Source organism: Kitasatospora sp. NPDC101155 (assembly GCF_044768305.1).
Taxonomy (GTDB): Bacteria; Actinomycetota; Actinomycetes; order Streptomycetales; family Streptomycetaceae; genus Kitasatospora.
Genome location: NZ_JBIWPN010000023.1, coordinates 14,171 through 40,302, shown reverse-complemented (window position 1 = coordinate 40,302; position 26,132 = coordinate 14,171). Strand labels below are relative to the sequence as shown.

Sequence of the window (26,132 nt, the reverse complement as noted above, 5' to 3'; positions counted from 1 at the left end):
CGATCATGCCCGCGACGCCCCCGCCCCCGCTGTTCCGGCGCGTCCCGCCCGAGGCCTGGGTCGCCCTCGCCTGGTGCGTGGCCGTCGGCTACCCCGCGGTGCTGCTCCGCGACACCGGGCGGCTGCACCACGGTGCCGCCGCGCACGGCGGCCTGCCGTTCACCCTGGCCGACACGGCGGTGGCCTTCCTCGGCGCCGCCCTGGTACGTCGGATGCCGATACTCTCGGTCGCGATCCTGCTGATCGCCACCTGGACGGAGACCGACGGCTGGGCCGCCAAGAACCAAGTGCCCCCGGCCGCGCTGCTCGCCGTGGACGTCGCGCTGTTCCTGATCACCGCCAGGGGAACGCGCCGCGGCTCCCGCGCCGCCTTCGCACTGGTGATGACCTTCCTGGTGCTGCACATGGGCCTGGTGCGCGGCAACACCGTCGGCATCTTCACCGGCACCCATATCGGCTCGGCCGACGGCGCCGCGCTGCTCGCCCTGGTCGCCTGGCTGGGCGGGCGCTCGCTCCGGCAGAACCGGGAGCACGCCGAGGCGCTGAGCAGCCGGGCCGCCGCCGAGGCGGTCACCGCCGAACGGCTTCGGATCGCCCGGGAGATGCACGACACCGTCGCCCACAGCATCGGCATCGTCGCCCTGCAGGCGGGCGCCGCCCGCCGGGTGATCGACCGCCGGCCCGAGCGGGCCAAGCAGGCGCTGGGTGAGATCGAGGCTGCCGGGCGGGAGACCCTGGCCGCGCTGCGCCGCATGCTGGTCGCTCTGCGCCAGGCCGACGGCGAGGTGTCGGACACCGCCCCGCAGGGCCTGGCCGACCTCGACCGGCTGGCCGAGACGACCACCGCGGCGGGCGTGCGGGTCGAGGTGCGACGCGAGGGCCAACAGGCCCCGCTGCCAACGGAGATCGATCTCTCGGCGTTCCGGATCATCCAGGAGTCGGTCACCAACGTGGTCCGGCACGCGGAGGTCCGGGACTGCCTGGTGACTGTCGGCCGCACGGCGGGGGAGCTCTCCGTCGAGATCACCGACCGCGGCCGGGGCCACGGCACCGCACCCGGCAGCGGCTTCGGCCTGGCCGGGCTGCGCGAGCGGGTCGCCCTGCTGCACGGCGAGTTCGAGGCCGGGCCGCGCCCGGACGGCGGCTTCCGGGTCGCCGCCCGGCTGCCGATCCCCGAGGAGGAGACCGCATGATCCGCGTGGTGCTGGCCGATGACCAGCCGCTGGTACGGGCCGCTCTGGAGATGGTGATCACCGAGACGGCGGACGTCGAGGTGGTCGGCGAGGCCGGCGACGGCGCCGAGGCCGTCCGGCTGGCCGCCGAACTGCGGCCGGACGTCGTGGTGATGGACATCCGGATGCCCGGCACCGACGGCATCGAGGCGACCCGGCAGGTGACCGCCGCGGGCGGGCCGACCCGGGTGGTGGTGCTCACCACCTTCGACGAGGACGAGCACGTGTACGCGGCGCTGAGCGCCGGGGCGTCCGGCTTCCTGGTCAAGGACATGGCGCTGGACGACATCCTCGCCGCCGTCCGGGTGGTCGCCGCCGGGGACGCGCTGATCGCACCGAGCGTCACCCGCCGGCTGATCGGGGCGTTCGCGGGCCGGCAGCCGACACCGGTCCCGGCACCGGTGCCGCGCCGGCTGGACGTGATCACCGACCGGGAGCGGGAGATCCTCACCCTGGTGGGCCGGGGCCTGTCCAATACCGAGATCGCCGCCGAGCTGGTGCTCAGCATCGCCACCGTGAAGACCTACATGACCCGGCTGCTGGCCAAGCTGGACGCCCGCGACCGGGTGCAACTGGTCATCCTGGCCTACGAGGCGGGCCTGGTCTCCGTCCCCGGCTGACCAGGTCCACCTGCGTCAGTGCTTGATCGCCACGCCCGCGTACATCGCGATGTCCTGGTCGCGGACCACCGGGGCGTCGGCGTCCGGCCGCCAGTGGTGGACCAGGGTGACGCCCGGGTCGAGCAGCTCGTAGCCGTCGAAGAAGGCCTCCGTCTCGGCCTTGTCGCGGATCTGCAGCGGGATGCCGCGCGCGTTGTACTCCCGGCCGACGCCACCCACCCCGACCGGGTCGGTGTCGCCGGTGAACACCGTCAGGGCGAGGAAGCTGCCGGGCGCCAGCGCGTCCATGAAGCGGCGCACGATGCCCTGCGGGTCGTCCTCGTCCAGCACGAAGTGCACGATGGCGATCAGCGACAGTGCCACCGGCTGCGAGAGGTCGAGCACCTCGCGCAGCCGGGGGTTGTCGATGATCGACTCCGGGTCGCGGAAGTCGGCGTCCACGTAACAGGTGCGGCCCTCGGGCGTGCTGGACATCAGGGCCCGCGCGTGGGTCAGCACGATCGGGTCGTTGTCCACGTACGCGACCCGGGTCCCCGGGGCGATCGCCTGGGCGATCTCGTGCACATTGGGCGAGGTGGGGATGCCGGTGCCGATGTCCAGGAACTGCCGCACCCCGTACTGCTCGGTGAGGTGGCGCACCGAGCGCTGCATGAAGTCGCGGGTGGTGCGCATCGAGACCGGCAGCGACGGCCAGGCCCGCACCGAGGCGTGCGCGGCGACCCGGTCCGCCTCGAAGTTGGTCTTGCCGCCGATGAGGTAGTCGTACACCCGCGCGGAGTGCGGTACGTCCATCCGCAGGTCCACCGAGGGGTAGTCCTGCGGTGGTTCCTGCTGTGATTCCTGCTGGGCCCGGACCTCGTTCGCCATGCTCGCCTTCCCGTTGCCGCTGGGCATCCGTCACCGGCCGCCACGACGGCGGTCCTCGGTGCGCATGGTAACGGTCATCCGGTACGACGAGATGACGAACCATCAGGCCCGGGCCTCCGGACTCCCTGCCTCGATCCCGACCGCCTGATGGGGGAGCGCCCCGGACCCGGCCTGCCCGCCGTGCCCCGCCGTCAGCTCCACCGCCGCGCCGATCCAGGCCGCACCGAAGGCCCAGGTCGCCACCCACTCGCACAGGTACATCGGCCGCGTCGCCCAGTCCGCCCCGAACCCGGACAGCCCGCAGACGGCCGCGGCCAGCAGCGCGACCAGGATCAGCACCCCCGCCGCCAGGTAGGCCGCGCCGACCCGGGCCGGCTGCGCCGAGCGCGGATTGCGGAAGGAGTAGAGGCAGAACAGCGCCAGCATCACGAACAGCAGCGCGGCGAAGACCAGATGGAACACCCCGACCACCCGCTGCACCTCCGTCGGGTCCCCCGGTGCCGTCGGGCACAGCGCGACCCCGAGGGCGAACACCCCGGCCGCCGTGCTCCACCGGTCGTCCCGCCGGTCGAAGCGGTAGCAGATCAGGAACACCCCGAGCGCGCACAGCGCCCCGACGAGGACGTTCCGCGTCCCGGTGTAGTACGCGGCGCTCATCGAGGTCGGCCAGAAGCCGTCCGTGCCGCGCCCCATGACCTCGTCGGCCAGCCAGTTGCCGACCGGCAGTGCCGGCGGCAGCAGGACGCCGATCGCCCCGACGCCGAAGCGCAGGAAGCTGACCGTCCGTTCGTCCTGGATGTTTTGCTGCTGTGGTGAGTCGGGGGTTCTCTCGCTGCGCAGGTCGTCGCTCAAGGACGCCTCCTCGCCTACCGTACGGGCAGCCGTGGCCCGCGGATCGTCCGGCCGCTGGGGAATCGCGTGGGGCGGTGTCGACGGGCGCCGCCGCACGGGAGCGGCCGTCAACTGGTTTACCCGCAACGGAGATCGGCGCACCACTGGATCAGGTGGTTTGCGGCGGAGCCGACTTGACGCGACGGTGCTACAGCGCGGCCTCGGCGCCGGGGTCGAGCACGAACTCGGCGTCGTCCGCGTCGTAGTCGTACAGCTCGCCGTAGCGGCCCCAGTCGATCGCGGTCTCCAGCTGGCGGCGGGCGTCCTCGGTGTCGAAGCCGGCCCGCAGCAGGTCCAGGAAGAGGTCCTCGCGCAGCTTGTGGTTCTCGGTGGCGGCCAGGGACTGGACGATGGCGCGCACCAGCGGCGCGCGGCGGGCGGCGTTGCGGGCGAAGAGCTGCTTGCTGGTGAGGATGTCGGCGTCGGCGAACTCGCGGCCGGCCGGGGTAATGGCGAAGCGGCCGTCGGTGGTGCGGGCGAGGTCCAGCAGGACGGCGGCGTCGACCAGCGGCAGGAGGTCGTCGACCTCGAAGTTCAGCTCGTCGGCGATCTCGGCCAGGCCCTCCTCGCCGCCCATGGCCAGCAGGATCTCCAGCAGACCGGCCAGCCCGCCGACGGTGGCGGGCGGCAGCGGGGTGGTGATCGGGGTGGCGGCCTGCCGGGCGGCGGGTTCGGCGGCGGGCTGCTCCCCGCGGCCGGTCAGGATGCCGTAGACGGTGTCGACCAGGGCCTCGAACTGGGCGGTGCGCCGGTCGCGCGGGCGGGGCAGGTCGACGGTCAGTTCGGAGCGGATCCGGCCGGGGTTGGAGGACAGCACCAGGATCCGGTCGGCCAGCAGCACGGCTTCCTCGATGTTGTGGGTGACGATCAGGATCGACTTGACCGGCGCCTCGTGCCCCTCCCACAGGCCCACCAGCTCGTTGCGCAGGTTCTCGGCGGTCAGCACGTCCAGCGCGGAGAAGGGCTCGTCCATGAACAGCGCGTCCGGCTCCACCACCAGTGCCCGGGCGAAGCCGACCCGCTGGCGCATCCCGCCGGACAGCTCCTTGGGGTAGGCGCCCTCGAAGCCGTCCAGACCGATCAGGTCGATCGCCCGCAGCGCCCGCTCGCGCCGCTCCGTCTCTTCCACTCCGCGCGCCTGCAGGCTCAGCTCGACGTTCTGCTGGACGGTCAGCCAGGGCAGCAGGGCGAAGGACTGGAACACCATCGCCACCCCCGGGCTGGCAGCCCGCAGCGGGGCGCCCCGGTAGGTGACCGTGCCGGAGGAGGGCGCGATCAGCCCGGCCAGGCAGCGCAGCAGGGTGGACTTGCCGGAGCCGGACTTGCCGAGCAGGGCGACGATCTCGCCCTCGGCCAGGTGCAGGCTGATGTCGTCGAGCACCGGCAGCGCCCGGCCGTCCGGGGTGGTGAAGGTCTTGGTCACGTCGGTGGCCTGGACGATCGTGGTGCGGCTGGCGGTGGTCATCGCGGACGGGCTCCTCGGCAGCGGGTGCAGCGGGTCGTCAGAGGGCGTAGCGGGTCTCGGAGAGCCGGTAGAGGCGGCGCCACAGCAGGCGGTTGAGCGCGACCACGTAGACGCTCATCACGCTCACCCCGACCAGGATCTTGGGGAAGGCGCCGGTGCCGGTGGCGTCGGTGATGTAGGCGCCCAGCCCGGTGGCGGTGAGGTGGTGCGAGCCGTAGTCGACCACCTCGGCGACGATCGAGGCGTTCCAGGCGCCGCCGGCCGCGGTGATGCCGCCGGTGACGTAGTACGGGAAGACCGCCGGGAGGATGAAGGCGCGCCAGCGCAGTCGGCCCCTGACCTGGAAGCCGGTCATCGCCTCGCGCAGGTCGCTGGGGATCGCGGAGGCCCCGGCGATCACGTTGAACAGGATGTACCACTGCGCGCCGAGCGCCATCAGCAGCACCGAGCCGATGTTCAGCGAGATCCCGAGGGCGACGAAGGCCGCCGTGGCGAAGGGGAACAGCAGGTTCGCCGGGAAGCTGGCCAGCACCTGCACCACCGGCTGGGCGAAGCGGGTGACCTTCGGGTCCATCCCGATCCAGACCCCGACCGGCACCCACACCACGGTCGCCGCCACCATCAGTACCAGCACCCGGGCGAAGGTGGCCGCGCCGAGCGCGAAGGCGTGGCCGAACTCGGCGAGGCCGACCGTGTTGTGGATGTAGTCGAAGGCCTTCCAGGCGCCGAAGACCACGACCGCGGCCACCGCCCCGGCGAAGAACACGTCCCCGGTGCGCTCCCTGGAGACGGGGCGGGCGAGCGGGTGCTCGGCCAGGCCGAAGACTTGCGTGCCCCGGTCCAGCGCGAGCCCGAGCGGGCGCAGCGGCCGGGCGGCCAGCTCCGGCAGGCTGGAGCGGCGCAGCAGGTCGAGGACGACGCTGCGCGGTCGGTCGGCGGACTCCGTCTCCTCCACGCGGAACCGCTCCGACCAGGCCGTCATCGGCCGCCAGAACAGCACGTTGACGGCGATCACCATGACGACCATCACGCCGATCGCGATGCCGACCTGCCCGAGGTCCCCGTTGCCGATGGCGGTGGCCGCGTAGGAGCCGACGCCGGGCAGCGCGTAGCGGTGGTTGAGCACGCTGATGGACTCGGAGGCGGCGAGGAAGAACCAGGCGCCGCCGAAGCTCATCATCCCGTTCCAGACCAGCGGGATCATGCCGCTGGGCACGTCGAGGCGCCAGAACCGCTGCCACTTGGTCAGTCGCATGACCCGGGCGGCCTCGTCCAGTTCGCGCGGCTGGCTGACCAGCGAGTAGTAGAACGCAAAGGTCATGTTCCAGGCCATCGAGGTGAAGATCGCGAAGATCGACGCGCATTCGAGGCCGAGCGTGGAGCCGGGGAAGAGGTTGATGAAGGCGGTGACGGTGATCGACAGGAAGCCGAGGATGGGCACCGACTGGAGGATGTCCAGGACCGGCAGCAGCACCTTCTCCGCCCGTCGCAGCCGGGCCGCGGCGGTGGCGTAGGCGAAGGTGAAGAGCACCGAGGCGACCAGCGCGACGAACATCCGCAGCAGTGAACGCACCGCGTAGAACGGCAGGTTGGACGGATCGGTGGACACGGTGGCGGGCGCCTGCTCGGGCAGGAACGGCGCGTTCAGCGAGGGGGCGAGCCGCAGCAGCCCGTACAGCAACGCCACCAGCGCGGCGCCGACCAGGAGGTCCACCCAGCGCTGCTCGGGGCGGCGCCACACGCCGCGCGAGGGGAAACCGCCGTCGCCGCCGGCCACCCGCACCACCGCCCGTCCGCCGCTCGCCGCCCTGGGGCCGACCGCACCGGCCCGACCGTGCACCAGCCTGGTCGCAGACGGACGGGCCCGCCACCGGAGGCGGCCCTACGGGTGCCTCCGGTGGCGGGGTCCGGACGGGTCGAGGCGGGGCCGACCGGCCGCGCCGTCAGCGGGTGGGGCTGCCGGTACGGGCGATCAGCGTGTTCAACAGGGCGGCCCCGCGCTCGGCGTCGTCGACGCTGATCGCGAAGTCCTTCCCGCGCTTGGTGCGGACCACCAGGCACTCGCCCCGGCGCAGGAACACGGTGGTGCCCCGACGGTTGGCGCGGTAGCCCCAGCCGCCGGCCGCGCGGGCGGTGAGCCGCTCGACCCGGGCCGAGACGAGCTCGGCGGGGGAGAGCTTCCGGACGGGCCAGCCGAACGGGCCGAAGCCGACGTGCAGTCCCTCGTCGGTCACCCGGACCCGCACCGAGGAGCAGAGCAGGAGGACGACCGAGGAGAGGGCGAGGATGACGACGGTCACCCAGTCGGGCTCCGCCAGCCCGCCCACGGCGACCAGTACGGCAGTCACCGGGATCAGCGCCGTGACGGCGGCGAGCAGCTGCAGCCACGGGTTGGCGGCCTGGGAGAGCCAGGCCGTTCGCTCGCCGGCCCTCAGTTCCAGCACCGGCGTGCCGGGCCGGGCCGGGGCGGTGGCGCCCGGGCGGGTGGCCAGCCAGGACAGCACACCGGCCAGGCCCGCCGCCACGACGATCACGACCACCTCGATGCCCATCGGCGCGGCGTCCTGCCAGCGCGCACGGTCCAGGTTGGCGCGCACGATGGAGGTCTGCGCGCCCGTCAGCAGCATCCCGGTGAAGGCCAGCACCGGCCCGGCCCACTGGCGGGCCGGGTCGGGCCGGAACCGGACGGCGACGGCGAACCCGAGCGCCACCAGGAGCCAGACGCCGGCCGGGAAGAGTGCCGCCGCCGTCACCGACATCGAACCGTCCGGGTCGCGCCCGCTCCAGTGGGTCGCCACCTGCGCCGGCAGCCGGTCGCGTGCGGCCAGCGGCAGCACGATCAGCAGCGCCAGCACACCGAGCGTCCAGGCCGCCGCCCCCAAGAGCGCCCCCCGGCGTACCGGCCGGCTTGAGACGGGCTCTCCTACGGGCTCTTCGTCCCTCACGACATCCCCCTGATCAGATCCACGAGATCGTTCCTGCTGTAGCCGGCCCGGGCCGCGTCCGCGATCAACTGCCGTACCCGGTCGACCAGTTCGGCGCGCGTTCCGGCGTCCGCGGCGACCGTGATGCCACGGCCCCGGCGGAACTCCAGCACCCCCTCGTCGCGCAGCGCGCGCAGCCCGCGCAGCACGGTGTTGGTGTTGACGCCGAGGGCCCGGGAGAGCTCCCGGGCGGGCGGCAGTTTGTCGCCGGGGGCGCACTCGCCCTCCGCGACGGCCCGTCGGATCGCGCCCGCCACCTGCTCGTGCAGCGGGCGGGCGTCGCCAAGGTCCAGCTTCAGCAACATGGTGCTACTGACGATAGCACCATCCAGATCTGGTGCGTACGGGCGATCCACGGTCGACCATGGACCTGGAGGCGGTGCGGTGAGCGGACGGCTGCGGGTGTTCCTGGGGGCGGCGCCGGGGGTCGGGAAGACGTACGCCATGCTCGCCGAGGGGCGGCGGCTGCGCGACGACGAGGGCTTGGACGTCGTGGTCGGCCTGGTCGAGACGTACGGCCGCCGGGGCACCGAACAGCAGCTCGGCGACCTGCCGGTGCTGCCCCGCCGGACCGTCCACTACCGGGGCGCCCGGTTCACCGAACTCGACACGGCCGCCCTGCTCGCCCGCCGCCCCGCACTCGCCCTGGTTGACGAACTCGCCCACAGCAACGCCCCCGGCACCGGCAACCCCAAGCGCTGGCAGGACGTCCGCCAGCTCCTCGACGCCGGCATCGACGTCGCCACCACCGTCAACATCCAGCACCTGGAGAGCCTCAACGACGTCGTCGAGCAGATCACCGGCGTCGCCCAGCGCGAACGGATCCCCGACCAAGTGGTCCGCGCCGCCGACCGGATCGAACTGGTCGACCTCAGCCCCGAGGCCCTGCGCACCCGGATGGCCCAGGGCGGGATCTACCCGCCCGACCGGGTCGACATCGCCCTCGACCACTACTTCCGGGCCGGCAACCTCGGCGCCCTACGCGAACTCGCCCTGCTCTGGCTGGCCGACCGGGTCGAGGAGGAACTCGCCGACTACCGCGCCCGGCACGGCATCCGCGCCCCCTGGGAGACCAAGGAGCGCATCGTCGTCGCCCTCAACGGCGCCCCGCAGGGCGAGCACCTGATCCGCCGCGGCGCCCGCACCGCCACCCGGGTGCACGGCGACCTGATCGGCGTCCACATCCGCCCCGACGACGGCACCACCACCCACGAGCCGCCCGGCCTGGCCGCGCAGCGCGCCCTGCTGCACGAACTCCACGGCAGCTACGTCGAGGTCAACGCCGGGGACGTCGCCGGCGCCCTGGTGGACTTCGCCCACGCCGAGAGCGCCACCCAGATCCTGCTCGGCCCCACCAGCCGCAGCCGGCCGCGCGAACTGCTCTCCGGCTCCGTCATCAACCGGGTGATCCGCCTGGCCGGCCCGATCGACGTCCGGGTGCTGCCCCCGCCCGAACCCGGCCTGCTGGCCGTCCCACCCGCCCCCAGGCGCCGCCGCCCGGCGGCCGTACCGCTGCCCCGGCGCCGGCTCGCCTGGCTGCTCGGCCCGGCCACCGCCGTCGCCCTCGCCTGGGCGCTCTCCCCGCTGCGCGGCTCGCTCGCGCTCGGTGGCGTGCTGCTCTGCCTGCTGCTCGCGGTCGCCGCCACCGCCCGGCTCGGGGGCCTGCTGCCCGCCGCCGGCACCACCGTCGCCGGGGCGCTCGCCGCCGACTGGTTCTTCACCACGCCCTGGCACAGCCTCACCGTCCAACGCGGCGCCGACCTCGCCGTGCTCCTGCTCTTCCTCGCCGTCGCGGGGATCATCGCCCACCTGATCGACGGCCTCGCCCGCCGCTCCCAACAGGCCGACCGGGCCCGCGCCGAGGCCGCCGTCCTCGCCCACCTGGCGGGCGAGACCGTCGAATCCGGCGCCCGGGCGCTGCCCGACCTGGTCGCCGAACTGCGCCAGGTCTTCGGCCTGGACGGCGCCGTCGTGCTGGTCCGCACCGGGCAGCTCTGGCAGCCCGCCGCCGCCTCCGGCGCCGGCTACCCGCTGCGCCCCGACGAGGCCTCACTCGCCGTCGAGCTCGGCCCCGACACCGTCCTCGCACTGCGCGGACCGGCACTCAGCGAGGAGGACACCCGGCTGCTGGGCCCGTACGTCACCCAGCTGCGGCTGGCCCGCGACCGCGAGCGGCTCGCCGCCCAGGCCGCCGCGGCCGAGACCCTCGCCCACACCGACGCCCTGCACACCGCCCTGCTGGAGGCGGTCGGCCAGGACCTGCGCGCCCCGCTGGCCGCGCTGCGTCGGGACGCCGCCGAACTGCCGGCCCCGCAGCGGCGGCGGATCGACGCCGAGGTACGGCGGATGGAGCGGCTGGTCGCCAACCTGCTGGACCTCAGCCGGCTGCGGGCCGGGGAGATCCCGGTGGTACTGCGGCCCACCGCGCTGCGCCCGGTGGTGGCGGCCGCGCTCTCCGGCGCGGGCTTTCGCGGGAACGGCGAGGTCCGGCTCGCCCTGGGCGACGGGTTGCCGCCGGTGCTCGCCGACCCGGGCCTGCTGGAGCGCGCCGTCGCGGACGTGCTGGCCGTGGCCGGGCGCCCGGCCACGGTGGACGCGGGCACCGTGGCGGGCCGCGTCCACCTGCGGGTGAGCGCCCCGGGCGGGGCCGAGCCGGTCGGGCTCACCGTTGCCCGGGGCTTCGTGGAGGCGATGAACGGCGAGCTCACCGTCGAACCGGCCGCCGGCGGCGGGACGGCCTACCTGCTCGACCTGCCGTGCGCGGCCTAGCCGTATCGGTCACTTCGGCGCCGTCACGCAGCCGGGTGGTGGCGGCGGGGAGCTTGCGCACGGTGTAGGTCGAGTCGAACACCTGGGGCACACGTCGCTCCACGCACTTCCTTGAAAGTTCGATATCGAACGGCCCGGCCCGCCGGGTAGGCCGAACGGGTGAGGGCGGGCCGGGCGTCCGTCCGCGTATGGAGTGCGTTGGGAATGGCGTCCGGACCGTCAGGGAGCCGTCAAGAACGGCTGGTCGGCGCCCGGACGGCGGTTGGGTGGAGAGCGACGGACGACGCGACCAGACGAGGACGGATCATGCACGGCAACGGTCGGCACCAGGACAGCGCGGGCCCCAGGGTGGTGGTCGGTGTCAGCGGGTCGCTCGGAAGCCTCGCGGCACTGCACCGCGGCGTCGCCGAGGCCCGCGAGCGTGGCGCCGTCCTGGTGCCGGTACTCGCCTGGGAGCCGCCCGGCGGCGAGCTCGGCTACCGCCGCTCGCCCTGCCCGCCGCTGCTGGCCGCCGTACGGGAGGCCGCCGAGCAGCGGCTGAACGAGGCGCTGGACGCGGCCTTCGGCGGGGCCGACCCTGGCGTGCCGATCCGGCCGGTGGTGATCCGCGGCGAGTCCGGGCCCGCCCTGGTGCACGTCGCCGACCGGGCCGACGACCTGCTGGTGCTCGGGCAGAGCGGCGGCCTGCTCCGCCGCCGACTGCGGCGCTCGGTGTCCGCGTACTGCGCGAAGGAGGCCGACTGCCCGGTGCTGACCGTCCCGGTGCCCGAGCTGCTGCGCGACCTGGAGGCCCTCCACCGTCGTACCCGCTGGCACCTGCCGGTCGGCCCCGCGCCCGAACTGGTCGCGGCGAAGGGATAGTCCGCGGTGCGGATGTACTCGGCGCGCGCCGGCGGCACCCGCTACCACCCGGTGCTGGACCGCCTCTCGACGGGCGCCTCGGGCGCCGTCGCCCTGCTCGGCGGTGGCCTGCTCGCCCTCGGCTTGCGCGGGCTCGGCGAACTGCACTCCGGCTGGCTCGCCCTCGTCGCCTACCTGGCGCTGTGCGGCCTGGTCGGCGGCTTCGCCCGCCCGCGGGCCGCGCCGCTGGTCGGCCTGGCCGCCTGGCTGTGCTGCAACGCCTTCGCCGAACACCGGCACGCCGAACTCGGCTGGTCCGGGCCCTGGCCGGAGGCCCGGCACTTCGCGGTGTTCACCGCCACCGCCCTGCTGGTCTCCCTGCCCACGGCCCTGCCCCGCCGGACGGTGCGGGCGACGCCGGTGCGCCTGGACCGTCCGGTCTGAGGCGCCCTCCGAGGACGGTCCGCCCGCGCGGGCGGACCGCGCCGGATCCCGGGGCTCCGGCCGGTACTCCGGAGCTCTCGGCGACCGGTGCAGAACAGGTGAGGCGCCCCCGGCGCCTCCCGGTGGAGTGGCCGCCGTTCGGACAGCGGGTCCGCCGCCCGCAGCGGCCACTCCATCAAGCCTTCAGCTCGCGATCCTCCGTCAGGGGTCGTGCCAGGCAAGCGAGTTGGAGGCCCCGGCGGGGCGGCCGGGATAAGGGCGCGCAGAATGTCCGTATGCGGATGACGAACACGCCGAACATGCCGAACACGCCTGACGCGCGGAACGCGCCGGTCACGCCGGTCACGCCGAGGACGGTGACGGTCGAGGATGCCGGGCCGATGGCCGAAGTGCTGGCGCGGGCCTTCGGGGACGACCCGATGATGTGCTGGTTATTCCCCGAGGGTGCCACCCGCCCGGCCGCGCTGGGCGGTTACTTCACCACGCTGCTCACCCGGCAGTACCTGCCGCACGGGGTGTGCGAGCGTACCGAGGACGCCGCCGCGTTCTGGGTGCCACCGGAGGCGCAGGACAAGGCCGTCCCGGACGCGGAGACGATCCGGGAGCTGACCGGGCTGCTCGGCGAGCGGGCCGAGCCGTTCCGGCGCTCCGTCGAAGCGGCCGCCGCGAACGCGCCGCAGGAGCCGCACTGGTACCTGGCGGTGCTCGGCGCCGACCCCGTCGCCCAGGGGCGGGGACAGGGATCCGCCCTGCTGCGCGCCGGGCTGGCGCGGGCCGACGAGGCGGGGCTGCCGGTCTACCTGGAGTCCTCCAAGGAGGCGAACCTCGCCGTGTACGGGCACTTCGGCTTCGAGGTGCTGGAGGAGATCCGGCTGTCGGGGAACGGGCCGATGCTGTGGGTGATGCGACGCGCTCCGCGCGACCCGGCGGAGGGGCTGCGACGCGCGGCGTCACGGCGGCAGCCACGGACGTGACGATCCGCGAGTAGGCGTCCATCGGCGCCTCGGCCTCGGGGACACGGCCCGGTCCGGAAGCGTGTCGGCCACGGTGCTCACCCCTCTCGCGGGCGCGGGGTCGGGTTTCCGCAGGTCTGCGGGCCCGCGGGCCCGCACGTTTCTGCAGCTGGCAACAACGGCACCGCGTGCCGGCTTCCACCTCCGTCCTGACGGGTTCCTGACGCCGGGAAAACTGCAAAGATCAAGCAAAGTAGGCGTAGAGTTCGAGCAAAGCCGCATCTGTGGGAGGGGCTCATGGACACCATGCTGGAGCCGGACCGGCGCACGCTCGGAGACCCGGGCGGCGGGCGGCTCGGGACGGAACACCTCCTGATCAACGTCGCCGGGTCGTCGGGCCCCGCCGGAGCGGCGCTCGCCGCCGTCGGGGCGACGGCGGACCTGCTGCACTCCCTGCGCCGCGACCGCGACGGCCGGTGGGGCGCGGACGACGGGACCGGCGACGGGGTGCCCGCCCGGGACGTGCTCGGCCCCGCCGGGGACGACGCCCTGGTGCTGACCGGCGCCGCCGCCCGGGTGCTCACCGAGGCGACGGAACGCGCTTGCCGGGACGGCGAGCGGAGCTTCACCGCCGAGCACCTGCTGCGCGCCCTGCTCGCCGACGACCGCACCCGCGCCGCCGAACTGCTGCACGCGGTGGGCGTCCCGCCGCAGGCCGTACTCGACCACCTGGACAGTGCCGGCGTTCTGTACGGTGCCACCGGCCAGGACGGCGCCGAGGTTCCGGGCCGCGCCGCGGTCCTGGGCGGCGCCGCGCCACAGGCCGTACCGGACCGTCCCGGCACGGCCGCGCCGCAGGCCGGCGGCGAGCGCCCGGACCCCCTCGACCCGTTGCTGCACCCCACCCGGGAGGCGCTGCTCACCCGCCGCAGCCACCGACTCCCGCGCTGGAAGCGGCTGTTGCGGCCGGGGACGGCGGGGCGCGGAGCCTGGATCCGGCTGGAGGCGGACGCCCAGGCCCTGCGCTTCGGCCGCCGTACGCCCGGCACCGAGCACGTCCTGCTCGCGCTGCTGGCCGTCCATGAAGTGACCCGCCGTGAGCCCCGGGCGGGCGTGGACCGCGCCGGCGGCGAACTGCTCGCCGGCCTCGGCCTCGACTACGCCCGCCTCCACGCCCTCCTCGACGCCGGCGGGGTGTCGCTGCCCGCCGACCCGCGCTCCGTCGAGACCTACCTGTCCGGCGTCGCGGCCCAGGGCACCGAGCACCTGGCCCGGGCCCTGCTCGCGGAGGACACCCGCGCCCGCCGCCTGGTCGAGGCCCTGGGCGGCGACCTCTCCCCTGGCGGAAGGGCCTGGGCGGGCCTGCGGGCGGGCCGATAGGTCACGGCACGGCGGCGCCCGGCGTGATCGAGGCATCACGGCCGACGCCGCGCGACGGCGTCCCGGTGGGACGGGGCTCCACCTCGCCGAGCGGGACGCCCGGGTCGGCCAGCCGGTCGGCGTCCACCACCCGTTCCGAGCGGACCAGTTCGCGGATCGGGTCGGTGACGTCCCAGACGTTGACGTTGGATACCACGGATACCAGAGCTGGGGCCACGCAGGCTGGCCCCGATCCCCCCGCGATTGCTTCGTCCGTGAGCCCGGTTGCCGTAGCATGGCGGCCTTGACTCACCGTCAGGGGGCGTCTGTGGCCGCAGAGAGGTCGGAGTTATGAGCGTCAGTGCGCGCTACACCAAAGAACTCCGGGAACGGTTCGGCTACTCCGCCACGTGGTTTCCCACGGCCCGGATCAGGCTCGGTGATGTCGGGCGAATGGCCGGGTACCAGTTCGACCGGCTGGGCGGGCTCGCCGACTTCGGGGTGCGCTTCGAGTCGAGGGGGAGCGAGGCGATCGGGACGATCGAGTACGCCTCGGCGGGCGGGGTCGAGGTGTTGGTCGGTGGGGCGGCCGTAGCGACATCGGGTTCGTGGACGGCTCCGGCCGGGGCGACGGTCTCCATCACGTTCTCGCGCGAGGCGGCGGTGTGGTTCCAGGCCGAGGACTGTGCGGTCGAGGCCATCGAGGATCTGCTCGCTCTGGAGGCAGAGATCCTGGCTCTGAACGACGCGGGTGACTGGGAGGACGACCTGGTGGTCGTCACCGAGGTCATCCGGGCAGGGCAGGGCACGGTGCTCGTCTCCGGCGCCGGGCAGGGTGGGATCGACTTCAGCACCGAGGCGGCGGTGCCCGGGGCCACCGGCCGAGCCGGGTTGCGGGTCACCGCGTCGCGCAACATCGGGACCCAGGTGGTCGGGCACGGCGACCTTACGCCGCTGTTCCGGGCCAAGGGTGTCCGGCGGCGACTGCTGCGGCGGGCGACGCTCGATACCCGGCTGGACGGGAGTCCGCCGCTCCCGCGGCTGCCATCGGAACAGTTGTCGGCCGTCTTCCTTGGCGATGTTGACTATGAGCACTTCGCCTGACGAGGGCCGTTCCACGCCCGAGTGGGAATTCCTCGCGGCCTTCGGCGGCATCGACGAGGACGCGGTCCGGTCTGGCCGGATCAGGCTGTCGGTCGGTTCCGCCTTGGCGGCCGCGGTCCGGGCGCTGGGCACGGGTGTCGGCCTGGAAGACGCCCTGAGCGGGGTCGAGCGTCAGATCGCACTGGGAGCGACGGCGCAGCGCCTGGTCTTTCTCCGGGCTGTCGAGCGCTTCGAGGCCGACCGCGACACCACCCCAACCACTTTGCTGTCCGGCCTCTGCGACCTGCACCTACATGCATTCGAGCTGGAACGGCGGCTCGGACGCCGGGAGCGGGCCAGACAGCACCTGCTCCGCGCGGTCGCGACTGGTTTCAGCCACGCCCTGCCCAAGCGCCACCTGGTCGATCTCTACGTGGAATTCGGCGAGTACCGGGCCGCGGTCGACACCCTCACCAAGGCGGTCGACGACGCGGGTGAGGACGCGACACGGCGTGCAATGGCCTTGTTCCAGCTCGGGGATGACCTCGCGCCGCTGAGCGCGGAGCAGAGCACGGTCTGCTTCGAGCGGGCCCGGGAGCGAGACCGCGAAGGCGTTGGCGGCGTTCTGGCCGAGTACCGGCTCCGGGCTTCGGATGGGGCAAAGCCGTCCGAGGAAGTGATCGCCGACCGGCTCGACAGAGGGCTCAAGCGACTCCTTGCCGGGGATCGGGGCGTTGCGATCGACCTCCTGGTCTCCGTCCTCGCCTGGCGCCAGTACTCGCCCCGCGCGTGGTTCGGCCTGGGTATGGCCTACCGAGCGGCGGCCCCCGGCTTCCTGCTGCCCCCTGAGACGCTGAGCGATGCTCAGCGGAACGATCTCCTCAAAGCCGTCGAGGCCCTGCGCATGGCTGGGGACCTCGAGCCCACCGGGCCCAGACCGCACTACGAGATCGCCCTGCTCGAACTGGTCCTGGGCCGCCCATTCGCCGCCCTGCCGGCGATGAACCGCTATCGATCGCTCCGTCCTGACGATATGACCGCCCTCGCCTATACCGGACTGATCCACCTGTGGACGGGAGATTTCCGTGCCGCGGTCTCGGCAACACTTGAAGTGCTGGAACAGGACCGGGAGAACGTGGTCGCCAAACACATGCTCCTCACACTCTGGGAACTCAAGGAGGGTCGGTGACCTCCCAGGACGACTTCACGGCGGAGCTGGCGCGGGTCCGCCTCGACGGCCCGTTCGTCTCGCTAGTCATGAAGGAAGAATCCTTTTTGACCATCGGTGTCGGCGCGCCCGTCATTGTGCTGCCGCAGAACCTGCTCCGGCCTGTACTGGGAGGGGGGAGCCTCAGCGAGGAACTGCTGACGGAGGGCCTGCGTCAGTCCGTAGCGGAGCTCCGCCGTGTGGAGCCGACGGCTCTGCTGGCGGAAAGCCTGCTCAGCCTGGCCCGGGCGAGCGAGGGCGGCGAGGCACTGGAACGACGTCTTGGCATGGTCGTGGAGGCGATCGCCGTCCTGCACGGGGTTGGCGCTCCGCACCGCCTGCCGCGCGCCTACGTGGCCCTCAGCGACGTTCTGAAGGCAATGGACCGCCTCTACGATGCCTTGGCGGCACTCGAGCGCGCCGCCGAAGCCGAACGCGAGCACCGTGACGCCGGCGCGCTCCTCGCGATCCACTACGGGCGGGCCACCATTTTTCGTCTGCTCGGGCTGCAGGCCGAGGCGCTGCCAGAACTCGATCGCGCGACCGTGGCACTGCGCGGCATCGGAGCGGGTACCACGGACAGGCTGTGGGCGATACGGATCCGGTCGGAGACCGTGTTCTGTCTCAGTGAGCTGGGCCGCGTCGAAGAGGCCCTCGCGGAGGCGGAAGCCTGGTTCGAATCCGATCCCGGAGAATTCCTATCCGCGCCCGCTTTCGTGCGGGCCGATCTCATACACCGCCGGTCCGGCGCCGCTGCTGCTGCGGACGGCTATCTGGAAGCGGTGATTCGTGCTGCGGAGGACGTCTCCTCATACTCCTCCACCCGGTTCCGGCGCAGAGCCCGTGATCGCCATGACGTGCTTTTCAGCACGTCCATCAGTGCACTGATCGAGGCCGGCCGGCCCGCTTCCGCTTTGGTGGCCTGGGAGATGGCGAGATCCGGATCGGCGCTGCTGCCCAGGGACGACGAAGCCTACGAGTCGGCGCTCAGGGACGGCGTTCGCGACGAGATCGTCGCCGAGGCGTCGCAGCTCGTCGAAGACGCCCGCGGCGCGCTCGCCACGGGAGACCGCTCAGCCTTGGCCGAATGCCAGGACCGAGCCGACTGGCTGCTGTTCCGGAACGACATGCTCGGCCGGATCCCCCGGCCGCGAGCATCCTCTCGCGAGCTGGTCGACGGGTGGACGGCGGACCTGCGCGGTGCGATCGACCCGGGCACGCTGCTGCTCTCCTATGCCGCGATCGGCGAACGCATCTGCGTGTTCGCAACGACCTCGGAATCGCTGGTCTGTGAGCCGCTGGGGGTGTCCAGGCTTGAACTGAGACTGCTGGCGATGAGCGCCGCCCGGGAATGCCGTGGCCTACTTCCGACCGATGCCCTGGACGAGTCGGCCCGACGACTTCTCGCGCCGGTGGGCCGGCTCGTCGCAGAGGCCGAGGCGTTGGTGATCGTCCCGTGCGCGGAACTGCAAGGCCTGCCGTTCCACGCCATGGGCCCGCTCCGCGGCAAGGCCGTGGCCTACGGCACCCGAGCGGCCGATCTGCGGGCGGGCAAGGGCGGCCACGATCGCCCTCTGAGCGCGGCGTCGCACTGGACCGGACTGGGAGCGCCGGTCGTCTCGTACTCCTCGTCCTCGGAACTCACCCATGTCCGGGCGGAACTGCGGGACATCAGCGCGCACTTCGAGTCCCCGAACATCGTCCTTGACCCGCCGGCCACTGCGGCTGACCTGCTCGATTCCGCAGCCCGCAACGACGTTCTCCACCTTGCCTGCCACGCCGCCTTCGAACCCGCCGCCCCGCTCCTGTCACGGCTGCTACTCGCGGACCGGCCTGTCTTCGCCTTCGAGATAGCGGTGACGCCCCTCAACACTGCCCATGTCGTCCTCAGCGCCTGCGAGACGGCTGACGCCGCGGCACACCAGGGCGGCCACACCCAGAGCCTCGCCTCGGCGTTCCTGACCGCGGGCGCGTCCGGTGTGACGGGATCGCTGTGGCCAGTCGACGACTCAGCGGCCGCCCGATTCCTGACGACCCTCTATGAACGGCGGATCAACACCGGCGCCTCAATGGCCGAGGCGCTCGGATGGACTCGGTCAAGGTTCGCAGAGGAAGCGCTTCACCCCCACTACTGGGCGCCGTTCGTGTACATGGGCGCGCTGGGGGCCGATCGATGAACCATATCTGGGTCCAAGGAATGCACGTCCCACTCGCCGATGAGCCTCGGGCGCTCGTGCCTCGCCAGCAACCGAGCGTGCGCGGTGTGGAGCGGATGAGTTCCGGGCCGGCCGTCGAGGATGAGGTCGATTTCCGGGTCTGTCGACTCCGGCCCGTTCACCGTACCGATGGTGTGCTTCTCATCTCCTGCGGTCTTCGAGTGCGCATCTCCGACGCGGTCGCGCTGCGCTGGACCCGGCTCAGGATCACGCCCGCGGCGGAGGATGTCGAGGTGGTGTCCGGGTTCCCGCGGTCGGTTCTGGAGACCCGGCTGTTCACCGACTGCTTCAGCCTCTCGCCGGCCGCCGAGCTGGAGCGCGAGGAGTTCGACAGTCACGGCCCGGCCGGTCCGGAGGCGCACTTCGCGCCCTATCTCGTCGCGGGCCGGATCGAGCCATGCGGGATCTTCTGGGATCTTCACTCGGCCGACGGCGCACTGCCCGACGGAGCGGACCGGCTCGTCTTTGCCGCGCGCAGCTCGAACGATGCCAGCATCGCCTTCGAGATCAGCGCCATAGTCTCGGTTGCGGCAGTCACGGGATCGGTCGTCGAGCGGCGCGAGAGTCTCCTGGAGCTGCCGCCGTACGTCCAGGCCGTTGGACCTCCGCTTGGTGAGCCCCGTCGGTGACGCGTCACGAAGTAGAGACGGTTCAAGCGCTGTACATCAAGTCAGTTGTGTTTGGCCCTGTGCTCACCGACGAGAAGAATCGAATTTTCTACCTCGCTCAACCCAGGTACACACTGCTCTCACCCGTCGCCGTTGGTCATGGCGGGCAGTCTTCGTAGCCGGACTGAAAGGGTCCTGCCGGAGGGAGCGATGGGCGTCGGCGACCTCGTCTCAGGACTTCCGTTCCTGCTCGCGCCGCCAGCCCTCGGTGTTGGGTTCCATGGAGGCGGCGGCACCGGCCGAGTGGGTGCGCGTGCGCCAGGCCGCTTTCGAGAGGTGAGTGAGGGCACGGACCAGGCGTTGGACGGCGGCTGTGTCCGTACCGGACGGGAGCGGGGCGAGGCAGGCAGCGAGGCCACTGTCGTCCGTTCCCCCAGGTCGCGATCAGCTCGTGTCGAACGGGGTCGACGCAGTGGCAGGTCATGAGCTACTACCTCCGGAGCTGCGCGGCGCCGATTCGGTAGCGCACACCAATCTGATGTAGCGTCAGATTTAGGTGGGTCCGCGTCCGCTCTGGCAGGGGAAGTTGTTAGGACCCTGTGCATTAGACGGCCCCGGTGCCTTGCCGAACGCGCGCTGTCAGATGGTAAGGGTCGGGCCCGCCCAGTACGCCACCTCTTGGCGCACGGGCCGGAATCCCGCCGCCACGGCGAGGGTTCGGCTGGCGTGGTTGTTCCGGGGTGCTGACCAGGTTGGAGTCAGTCCCAGTGCGTGGGCGGCTGCGGTGGCGGCGTGGACGCAGGCGAGTGCGAGGTCGAGCCGGCGGAAGGCCGGGTCGGTCGCCACGGCGATGTCGAGGTGGTCGCGTCCGACGAGGTAGCCGCAGGCGAGTGAGGCCAGGTACGGGCCGAGGAACGCGCCCCAGGCGAAGCCGCTGGTCGTGAGCGCGCGATGGCCACCCCAGGTCTCGGCGATCCAGTGCGGGCCGCCCGCGCGTGCTACGGAGGCGTTGGTGCGACGGGCGAGGCGATCAAGGCATGGCTCGTCGGTGGCGTGCAGCGGGCGTACCCAGGCTGCCGTGTGCCGGGACACGGGCCGGGGCCGCTCCGTGTGGACGTGCAGCACGCGGACCCACGGGGTGATGTGGGCGAAGGTACGGCCCAGCAGGGGGAGGAAGCGGTCCGGCGCGTGGAACTGTCCTCGTCCGAAACGGGCGAGGACGCCTGGGTCCAGGCGGTCGGGGTCCCCGCGCAGCAGTCGTTCCGGCCCGCAGTGCACCAGTAGCGCCCGGACCGCGCCGGGGTCGTCCGTCCACCAGCCGCCGTGGGCACTCCGTTCGACGTGGGCGGCAAGGAGGCTCGCGCCGGGCAACTCGGGGGTGAACCAGGCGGTGGCGGGAAGGGCGGTTCGGGACATCCGTCCAGTAGGCAGGCCGCGACCATCGTGCGTCGGCTCGTTGACGAAAGCCTGGTGGTGTCACAGCTCTTGTTGACGGAACCTTGGCGAATGTGCCGGAAGTTCAAGGGCGGTTGGGGGGTAGGAGTGTCAACGCCTCGTCGGCAGTGCGTCAGGGGTTCGTCAGGGAGGGTGAACGAGCTTGCCCCGGGCGTCCGGGCAGGTTTTGATGGGACGCATGCACCGCTCGACACGCCATCACGACCGCCCGCCGCATAGTCGGCCGCGGATCGTCGCTGTCGCGGTCGCAACCGCCGTCCGGTAGGACCGAGCTCCTTCCCGCTGGTCGTCGGCCGAACGCACGGGCCCGGTTCCGTTCACCGTCGTCCGTGTCGATTGTCCCTGCCCGTCCCCTGCCGTGCTCGGCTCCGAGCGCGGGGGACGGGCGGTTCATCGCTTCACACCCTTGTCGCGCGGGCGGCCCCGGAGCGCGTGGCCTCGCGCCGTGTCGTCGCCGTACCCCGCGGGTGCCCTCCCACCCTGGATGAGTCATGTCCGAATCCGTCCTGTCCGCCCGCACCGCCCTGGTCACCGGCGCCTCCTCCGGCATCGGCTGGGAGACCGCCCGGCTGCTCGCCGGGCACGGCGCGACGGTGCTCGTCCATGCGCGCACCACCGTCGAGGCGGAGGGCGCCGTCGAGCGTCTGGTTGACGCGGGCGCCCGCCGCGATCAACTCGTCAAACTGGCAGCCGATTTCACCAAGCTGTCCGAGGTCGCGGTGCTGGCCGGCACGGTCGTCGAGCACTACCCGTCGCTGGGCCTGCTGGTGAACAACGCCGCCGTGATGGCGCCCGAGCGCTGCACGCTGACCGACGACGGCAACGAGGTCTCGCTGCAGGTCAACTTCCTCGCCGCGCACCTGCTGTCCAAGCTGCTGCGCGCCCCGCTCTCGGCGGCCGGCGACGCGCGGATCGTCAACGTCTCCTCCCCGCTGCACCGCACCGCGTCGATGAACTGGTCGGACCCGCACCGGGTGAAGAAGTACTCGCGGATCGCCGCGTACGCGCAGTCGCAGCTGGCGCTGACCATGGCGACCGCCGAGATGGCCCCGGCCGGTTCCGGCATCACCGCCGTCAGCCTCAACCCGGGTCTGTGCGACACGGCGCTGCTGCCGCTGTACGGGCGGGTCGGCGCGCCTGCCGCCGAGGGCGCGGCGGCCGTGGTGCGGCTCTGCCTGCCTGGGACGGTCGTCGCCAACGGCGCCTACTTCGACGGCGGCGTCATCGCGCCGACCGCGGCGGCGGTCCAGGAGGAGCGCTCGGTGAAGCGGCTGGCCAAGCTCGCCGACCAGCTGGTCGGCCAGGCCGTCTGAACCGCACCAACCCGACGCCCCAGCCTGACGATCACGAGAAAGAGCACGATGTCCAAGCGCGCCCGCAAGAAGAAGGCCCGGCGGAAGAAGAAGGCGAACCACGGCCGCAAGGCCGGGCAGAGCTGACTCCGTAGACCCACCCGGTGCCGCGTGCCACCGGCACCGGGTGAACTCCCGTGGCCCTCGCGGCCCGGCGTCCGGTTGTGCGGACGGCGGGCCTCGGGGGCCGCAGCATGTGAGCGGCGTTCTCGTTGCCGACACCGAGTCGGAGCTGCTGCGCGCACTGCGGATCGGCCGGGGGGACCAGGCGTACGGTTCCAGCCCTGACCTGTGGCGACAATGCTTCGTCAAGACGGCTGTCGAGGGCGTCAAGGACCCGTCAAGGCGGGCGGGCGCATGTTCGAGCACGCCTAGCGTGATCTGCGAGGAAACGGTTCGCCGCCCGGGCGTGGGGCCTGACGGCGAACCGTTGGCCGAATCCCGACCCCGGCGGGTTCCTCCGGGGAAGATTCGGCGGCCAGTGAAACAGGGGGAGGGGGCGCGCGGCGATGCCAGCGGGTACGTCGGGTGGTACGGCTGTCGAGGAGAAGACGGTCGCGTCGGAGAAGGCGCGACCGGAGACAGTCGCTCCACTCCCCGCGCCGCGCGCCCCCCATCAGCGGCCCGCGCGCTCCTGGCGCAGCCGGGCCTGGTGGAACACCCCGCGTCTGGTGCGCGGACTCACCGGGCTCTGCCTGGTGGCGCTGCTCGCCGCCGGCGCGGCGACCGGCAGCGTCCTGGGTGGCGCCCGGGACGGCGCGGACGTGATCGGACACCGGGCCGCCCCGCAGGTGGTGCGCTCGGCCGACCTCTACTTCGCGCTCAACGACATGGACGCCCAGGCCGCCAACCTGCTGCTGTTCGGCGCCGACCCGGACTACACGGCGCTGCGCAAGCAGACCCTGGACACCTACGAGCAGCGCCGCACCCAGGCCGACAACGACCTTCAGCGTGTCGCGGAGGCGGTAGCCGGTGATGCCGCCGGGCAGCGGGCCGTGCAGACCGTCATCGGTGAGCTCGGCCAGTACGAGGCCCAGGTGGCCCGTGCCCAGTTGCTGGAGGAGCAGGCCCACGCTCAGGCCGGCCGGCCCTCGGCGGACGCCCTCGCCGCCTACCGCCAGGCCACCGACCTGCTGCGCCAGCGGCTGCTGCCAGCCGTCGACGAGGTGACCAAGGCCAACGCGTCCGTCGTCGATCACAACTACGGCGACCAGCGCGACGCCCTGGCCGGCGGGTGGTGGACGATCCTGGTCTTCGGGCTGCTCGCGCTGGCCGCCCTCGGGCTGCTGCAGCGACTGCTCGCGGTGCGCTTCCGGCGGCTGGCGAACGTGCCGCTGGTCGCCGCCACCCTGCTCGCCCTGGCCGGGCTGATCACCGCGCTGACGCTGGCCTCCCGGGCGGACCACCACCTGGTGGTCGCCAAGAGCAACTCCTTCGACTCGGTGATCGCCCTCAGCCGGGCCCGCGCCGTGGCATACGACCTCAACGCCGACGAGAGCCGCTACCTCACCGACCCCGCCCGGGCGGCCGCCTACGAGCAGAGCTACCTCGACAAGACCCAGGCCTTCGCCAGGGTCGACGGCGCCACCCTCGCCACGTACAACGACAAGCTCGCCGTGCCGGCCGACCGGCACCGGGCCGACCACGGCCAGGTGGGCTTCGGCGGGTACCTCGGCGACGAACTGCGCAACATCACCTTCCCCGGCGAGCAGGACGCGGCGGAGCGGGTGCTCGCCGCCTTCCAGCAGTACCAGCGCGACGACCGGAGGATCCGCGAGCTGAACGCCCAGGGCAAGCTCAAGGAGGCCGTCACCTTCGACACCGGCCTCACCCCGGGCCAGTCCAACGCCGACTTCGACGCGCTCAGCGCAGCCCTCGACGACACCCAGGCCATCAACCAGCGCGCCTTCGAGACCGCGGTCGCCACCACCGACGACGACCTCGACGCCGTCACGGCCAGCCTGGGCGCGGCGGCGCTGGCGGCGGCGCTCGCCCTGACCGCGTCGGGCGTACGGCCCCGCCTGCGCGAGTTCGCCTGAGCCGGGCGGCGGTGAGCTGCGGACCGGGGCCTCAGGTCTCGTCCGGCAGTGGCAGCGAGAACTCGTAGCCGTGTTCCGACGGCCCCTGAAGAAAGACCAGCTTCACGGTGAGTCGGTCGGCCTTGGCGGCGACCGCGGGCTGCCCGGAGATGGTGCCCTCCGTTCGTAGCCCGTCGGTGCTCAGCCCGTGGGCGCCGCCGTAGTCGGTGTAGTGGTTGCCGAGGTCGTCCGTGGCCTCCAACCAGAGGAACAGCGGCGGGGCGGCGGAGGAGACGGGAGGGGCGTCGTCCGGGAGGGGCGGCGTGACGGAGTACGTCACGGTGAACTCCTCCGCCGTCCGGGTGAGGGAATGGACCGTCAGTTCGTACTGCCTGTCCAGGACCTCGATCCGCTGCCTGCCGAGACCGTGCATCGCTGTGTCCCTCCTCGTCTTCCGCCGGCCGGTCAGGCGCTGCCGGGCGTCGGGACCTGGCAGGTGATGTAACGGTCGGCCGCAGTGTTCGGCTTGGAGCCCTTGAGGAACCAGTAGAAGGTGACCTTGTTGCCGGTCTGGATGGTGCCACCGCCACCGCCGCCGATGAACTGGTAACTGTTGAGGCTGCCGTGGAAGTTGTACCAGTTCGGCTCGGTGTGCGGGTGGTACGGCGGGTTGATGGCGCGGCCGTTGACGTAGGAGTACGGCATCGTCACGGTCACGGCCGGTCCGAGCGCGGCCTTCGCGGTGTTGGAGAGCTTGAAGCTCCAGGCCAGTGTGCCGCCCGGCGAGCGCTGGAACTGGACGGTGGAGACCGCGTGCGTCCAGGTGCCCGTGCACAGGGTGTTGGCCGGGGTGCGGAGGTGGACGGCGAGGGCGCGGGCGGCGGGGCTGTCCGCGGCGAGGCCCTCGCCCGTCGTGACGGTTCGGAAGCCGCCGCCGTTGGCCTGTGCGTCCGGTGTGGCCGCGCTCGCCGGTGCGGCGCCGACGGCCAGTAGGGCGGCGGCGGTCACGGCGCCGAGCGCGGCTACGGTGAAGCGGGAGACTGTGCGGGAAACCATCGAATTCCCTTCATTGCAACGGTGGTTGCCGGGTCTGCTCCACCCTTGCCGCCTGGCTGTGTCGTGGGCAAGGCAGCGCGACGTCAGGGGCCTGTATGGAAAGCGCAGACGGGGCTCCGGATCCGCGGGATCCAGACGAACGCGACGCGCATTAATGATCCGTTGTGATTCCGCGGGTCGGGCGCCGATGGTTGTTACCCGCCGGTACGCTCGGGCGGTTTTTCATTGGGGGGTGCCGGGGCTGAGCTCCGGCAGTGAAGTGGGGGTGTGCAGAACGATGTCCGATCGCTCGACCGCGTTCGACCGGATGATGAATCCGTGGGCTTACGATGCCGAAGGCAATCTGACGGCCCAGGCCCAACGCCAGGAGACGGCCCGGACCCGGCTCGACTCGGCCGACGCACCGAGTGGCGGCGGAGGCGGCGGATTCTCGGTCAAGCTTGGGGAGTTGACGGCAGCCGCCACGGACGCCGAGCAGATCAACTGCCGCCTGAGCGGCGAATGCCAGGGGGCCGACCAGAAGATGGCGGCGGTTGCCGGAGGCCTCCCGGGTTTCGGTGTGGGGGCGGCGTGCAAGGAAGCGTCGACCACCTGGGACAAGCAGATCCAGGCACTGACCAAGGTCATCGGCGGGCTCGCCCAGAACCTTCGGGCGAGCGTCAACAACTACCAGTCCACCAACTCGGCCGCAGCCGCCGGATTCCAGGGCTGAC

General features: G+C 72.5%; 24 protein-coding genes. 14 read left to right on the top strand and 10 right to left on the bottom strand.

The window, feature by feature from the left end; translation table 11 throughout:
- Positions 1-5 precede the first annotated feature (5 nt).
- Positions 6-1,193: a sensor histidine kinase gene (locus ACIRYZ_RS28740; protein WP_402949544.1), complete on the top strand. Its 1,188-nt coding sequence runs from the start codon at positions 6-8 to the stop codon at positions 1,191-1,193.
- Positions 1,190-1,852 carry a response regulator gene (locus ACIRYZ_RS28735; protein ID WP_402949541.1) on the top strand — a complete coding sequence of 221 codons (663 nt, stop codon included), beginning with the start codon at positions 1,190-1,192 and terminating at the stop codon, positions 1,850-1,852. Before ACIRYZ_RS28740 ends, ACIRYZ_RS28735 begins: the two co-directional genes overlap by 4 nt.
- 15 nt (positions 1,853-1,867) lie before the next feature.
- On the opposite strand, the gene ACIRYZ_RS28730 is transcribed toward ACIRYZ_RS28735, so the two are convergent.
- The 6 genes from ACIRYZ_RS28730 to ACIRYZ_RS28705 form a co-directional block, all read right to left on the bottom strand.
- Positions 1,868-2,719, bottom strand: coding sequence for an SAM-dependent methyltransferase (locus ACIRYZ_RS28730; protein ID WP_402949539.1), 852 nt, complete (start codon positions 2,717-2,719; stop codon positions 1,868-1,870).
- A gap of 102 nt (positions 2,720-2,821) precedes the next feature.
- On the bottom strand, positions 2,822-3,571 hold the full coding sequence (locus ACIRYZ_RS28725; RefSeq protein ID WP_402949536.1) for a hypothetical protein: 750 nt from the start codon (positions 3,569-3,571) through the stop codon (positions 2,822-2,824).
- A 187-nt stretch (positions 3,572-3,758) separates the two neighbouring features.
- Positions 3,759-5,075 (bottom strand): nitrate/sulfonate/bicarbonate ABC transporter ATP-binding protein, encoded by a 1,317-nt coding sequence (locus ACIRYZ_RS28720; RefSeq protein WP_402949533.1) that lies wholly within the window; start codon positions 5,073-5,075, stop codon positions 3,759-3,761.
- A 37-nt stretch (positions 5,076-5,112) separates the two neighbouring features.
- Positions 5,113-6,915, bottom strand: a complete 1,803-nt coding sequence (locus ACIRYZ_RS28715; RefSeq protein ID WP_402949530.1) for an ABC transporter permease — start codon at positions 6,913-6,915, stop codon at positions 5,113-5,115.
- 103 nt (positions 6,916-7,018) lie between these two features.
- A complete protein-coding gene (locus ACIRYZ_RS28710; protein WP_402949527.1) occupies positions 7,019-8,020 on the bottom strand; it encodes a DUF1648 domain-containing protein in 1,002 nt (333 codons plus the stop codon).
- Complete coding sequence (locus ACIRYZ_RS28705; protein ID WP_355672729.1) at positions 8,017-8,364, bottom strand: GntR family transcriptional regulator; 348 nt, start codon at positions 8,362-8,364, stop codon at positions 8,017-8,019. Before ACIRYZ_RS28705 ends, ACIRYZ_RS28710 begins: the two co-directional genes overlap by 4 nt.
- Before the next feature lie 79 nt (positions 8,365-8,443).
- On the opposite strand from ACIRYZ_RS28705, the gene ACIRYZ_RS28700 reads away from it, so the two are divergent.
- From ACIRYZ_RS28700 to ACIRYZ_RS28680, 5 genes are all read left to right on the top strand, one after another.
- The gene (locus ACIRYZ_RS28700; RefSeq protein ID WP_402949524.1) at positions 8,444-10,828 is read left to right on the top strand and encodes a DUF4118 domain-containing protein; all 2,385 of its coding nucleotides are present in this window, start codon (positions 8,444-8,446) and stop codon (positions 10,826-10,828) included.
- Positions 10,829-11,134: 306 nt separating this feature from the next.
- Positions 11,135-11,689 carry a universal stress protein gene (locus tag ACIRYZ_RS28695; protein WP_402949522.1) on the top strand — a complete coding sequence of 185 codons (555 nt, stop codon included), beginning with the start codon at positions 11,135-11,137 and terminating at the stop codon, positions 11,687-11,689.
- Between the two features lie 6 nt (positions 11,690-11,695).
- The gene (locus ACIRYZ_RS28690; protein WP_402949519.1) at positions 11,696-12,112 is read left to right on the top strand and encodes a hypothetical protein; all 417 of its coding nucleotides are present in this window, start codon (positions 11,696-11,698) and stop codon (positions 12,110-12,112) included.
- 299 nt (positions 12,113-12,411) lie between these two features.
- Entirely contained in the window at positions 12,412-13,086 is a 675-nt protein-coding gene (locus tag ACIRYZ_RS28685) for a GNAT family N-acetyltransferase (protein ID WP_402949516.1), read from the top strand.
- A 276-nt stretch (positions 13,087-13,362) separates the two neighbouring features.
- The gene (locus ACIRYZ_RS28680; RefSeq protein WP_402949514.1) at positions 13,363-14,445 is read left to right on the top strand and encodes a Clp protease N-terminal domain-containing protein; all 1,083 of its coding nucleotides are present in this window, start codon (positions 13,363-13,365) and stop codon (positions 14,443-14,445) included.
- Position 14,446: 1 nt separating this feature from the next.
- Here the strand turns inward: ACIRYZ_RS28680 and ACIRYZ_RS28675 are convergent, their stop codons facing one another.
- A complete protein-coding gene (locus ACIRYZ_RS28675) occupies positions 14,447-14,641 on the bottom strand; it encodes a hypothetical protein (protein ID WP_402949511.1) in 195 nt (64 codons plus the stop codon).
- A 134-nt stretch (positions 14,642-14,775) separates the two neighbouring features.
- Here ACIRYZ_RS28675 and ACIRYZ_RS28670 point away from each other — a divergent pair, with 134 nt between their 5' ends.
- The 4 genes from ACIRYZ_RS28670 (at position 14,776) to ACIRYZ_RS28655 (ending at position 19,559) form a co-directional block, all read left to right on the top strand.
- The gene (locus ACIRYZ_RS28670; protein WP_402949508.1) at positions 14,776-15,528 is read left to right on the top strand and encodes a hypothetical protein; all 753 of its coding nucleotides are present in this window, start codon (positions 14,776-14,778) and stop codon (positions 15,526-15,528) included.
- Positions 15,512-16,696, top strand: a complete 1,185-nt coding sequence (locus ACIRYZ_RS28665) for a tetratricopeptide repeat protein (protein ID WP_402949505.1) — start codon at positions 15,512-15,514, stop codon at positions 16,694-16,696. Before ACIRYZ_RS28670 ends, ACIRYZ_RS28665 begins: the two co-directional genes overlap by 17 nt.
- Positions 16,693-18,891, top strand: a complete 2,199-nt coding sequence (locus ACIRYZ_RS28660) for a CHAT domain-containing protein (RefSeq protein WP_402949502.1) — start codon at positions 16,693-16,695, stop codon at positions 18,889-18,891. Before ACIRYZ_RS28665 ends, ACIRYZ_RS28660 begins: the two co-directional genes overlap by 4 nt.
- Positions 18,892-19,091: 200 nt before the next feature.
- The gene (locus ACIRYZ_RS28655) at positions 19,092-19,559 is read left to right on the top strand and encodes a hypothetical protein (RefSeq protein ID WP_402949499.1); all 468 of its coding nucleotides are present in this window, start codon (positions 19,092-19,094) and stop codon (positions 19,557-19,559) included.
- A gap of 618 nt (positions 19,560-20,177) precedes the next feature.
- Here the strand turns inward: ACIRYZ_RS28655 and ACIRYZ_RS28650 are convergent.
- Positions 20,178-20,954 carry a GNAT family N-acetyltransferase gene (locus tag ACIRYZ_RS28650; protein WP_402949497.1) on the bottom strand — a complete coding sequence of 259 codons (777 nt, stop codon included), beginning with the start codon at positions 20,952-20,954 and terminating at the stop codon, positions 20,178-20,180.
- Positions 20,955-21,484: 530 nt separating this feature from the next.
- On the opposite strand from ACIRYZ_RS28650, the gene ACIRYZ_RS28645 reads away from it, so the two are divergent.
- Entirely contained in the window at positions 21,485-22,306 is an 822-nt protein-coding gene (locus ACIRYZ_RS28645) for an SDR family NAD(P)-dependent oxidoreductase (protein WP_402949495.1), read from the top strand.
- Positions 22,307-23,016: 710 nt separating this feature from the next.
- A complete protein-coding gene (locus ACIRYZ_RS28640; RefSeq protein WP_402949492.1) occupies positions 23,017-24,384 on the top strand; it encodes a hypothetical protein in 1,368 nt (455 codons plus the stop codon).
- 31 nt (positions 24,385-24,415) lie between these two features.
- Here ACIRYZ_RS28640 and ACIRYZ_RS28635 read toward each other — a convergent pair whose 3' ends face one another.
- The gene (locus tag ACIRYZ_RS28635; RefSeq protein ID WP_402949489.1) at positions 24,416-24,796 is read right to left on the bottom strand and encodes a hypothetical protein; all 381 of its coding nucleotides are present in this window, start codon (positions 24,794-24,796) and stop codon (positions 24,416-24,418) included.
- A gap of 32 nt (positions 24,797-24,828) precedes the next feature.
- Positions 24,829-25,419 carry a hypothetical protein gene (locus tag ACIRYZ_RS28630; RefSeq protein ID WP_402949486.1) on the bottom strand — a complete coding sequence of 197 codons (591 nt, stop codon included), beginning with the start codon at positions 25,417-25,419 and terminating at the stop codon, positions 24,829-24,831.
- Between the two features lie 277 nt (positions 25,420-25,696).
- Here ACIRYZ_RS28630 and ACIRYZ_RS28625 point away from each other — a divergent pair, with 277 nt between their 5' ends.
- Positions 25,697-26,131 (top strand): type VII secretion target, encoded by a 435-nt coding sequence (locus ACIRYZ_RS28625; protein ID WP_402949484.1) that lies wholly within the window; start codon positions 25,697-25,699, stop codon positions 26,129-26,131.
- The last annotated feature ends 1 nt before the right edge of the window (position 26,132 follow it).

Excerpts from the sequence above, each read along its gene's own strand:
- ACIRYZ_RS28740 (WP_402949544.1), top strand. The coding sequence starts at position 6 with ATGCCCGCGACGCCCCCGCCCCCGCTGTTCCGGCGCGTCCCGCCCGAG.
- ACIRYZ_RS28735 (WP_402949541.1), top strand. The coding sequence starts at position 1,190 with ATGATCCGCGTGGTGCTGGCCGATGACCAGCCGCTGGTACGGGCCGCT.
- ACIRYZ_RS28730 (WP_402949539.1), bottom strand. The coding sequence starts at position 2,719 with ATGGCGAACGAGGTCCGGGCCCAGCAGGAATCACAGCAGGAACCACCG.
- ACIRYZ_RS28720 (WP_402949533.1), bottom strand. The coding sequence starts at position 5,075 with ATGACCACCGCCAGCCGCACCACGATCGTCCAGGCCACCGACGTGACC.
- ACIRYZ_RS28705 (WP_355672729.1), bottom strand. The coding sequence starts at position 8,364 with ATGTTGCTGAAGCTGGACCTTGGCGACGCCCGCCCGCTGCACGAGCAG.
- ACIRYZ_RS28695 (WP_402949522.1), top strand. The coding sequence starts at position 11,135 with ATGCACGGCAACGGTCGGCACCAGGACAGCGCGGGCCCCAGGGTGGTG.
- ACIRYZ_RS28685 (WP_402949516.1), top strand. The coding sequence starts at position 12,412 with ATGCCGAACACGCCTGACGCGCGGAACGCGCCGGTCACGCCGGTCACG.
- ACIRYZ_RS28680 (WP_402949514.1), top strand. The coding sequence starts at position 13,363 with ATGGACACCATGCTGGAGCCGGACCGGCGCACGCTCGGAGACCCGGGC.
- ACIRYZ_RS28670 (WP_402949508.1), top strand. The coding sequence starts at position 14,776 with ATGAGCGTCAGTGCGCGCTACACCAAAGAACTCCGGGAACGGTTCGGC.
- ACIRYZ_RS28665 (WP_402949505.1), top strand. The coding sequence starts at position 15,512 with ATGAGCACTTCGCCTGACGAGGGCCGTTCCACGCCCGAGTGGGAATTC.
- ACIRYZ_RS28650 (WP_402949497.1), bottom strand. The coding sequence starts at position 20,954 with ATGTCCCGAACCGCCCTTCCCGCCACCGCCTGGTTCACCCCCGAGTTG.
- ACIRYZ_RS28645 (WP_402949495.1), top strand. The coding sequence starts at position 21,485 with ATGTCCGAATCCGTCCTGTCCGCCCGCACCGCCCTGGTCACCGGCGCC.
- ACIRYZ_RS28635 (WP_402949489.1), bottom strand. The coding sequence starts at position 24,796 with ATGCACGGTCTCGGCAGGCAGCGGATCGAGGTCCTGGACAGGCAGTAC.
- ACIRYZ_RS28630 (WP_402949486.1), bottom strand. The coding sequence starts at position 25,419 with ATGGTTTCCCGCACAGTCTCCCGCTTCACCGTAGCCGCGCTCGGCGCC.
- ACIRYZ_RS28625 (WP_402949484.1), top strand. The coding sequence starts at position 25,697 with ATGTCCGATCGCTCGACCGCGTTCGACCGGATGATGAATCCGTGGGCT.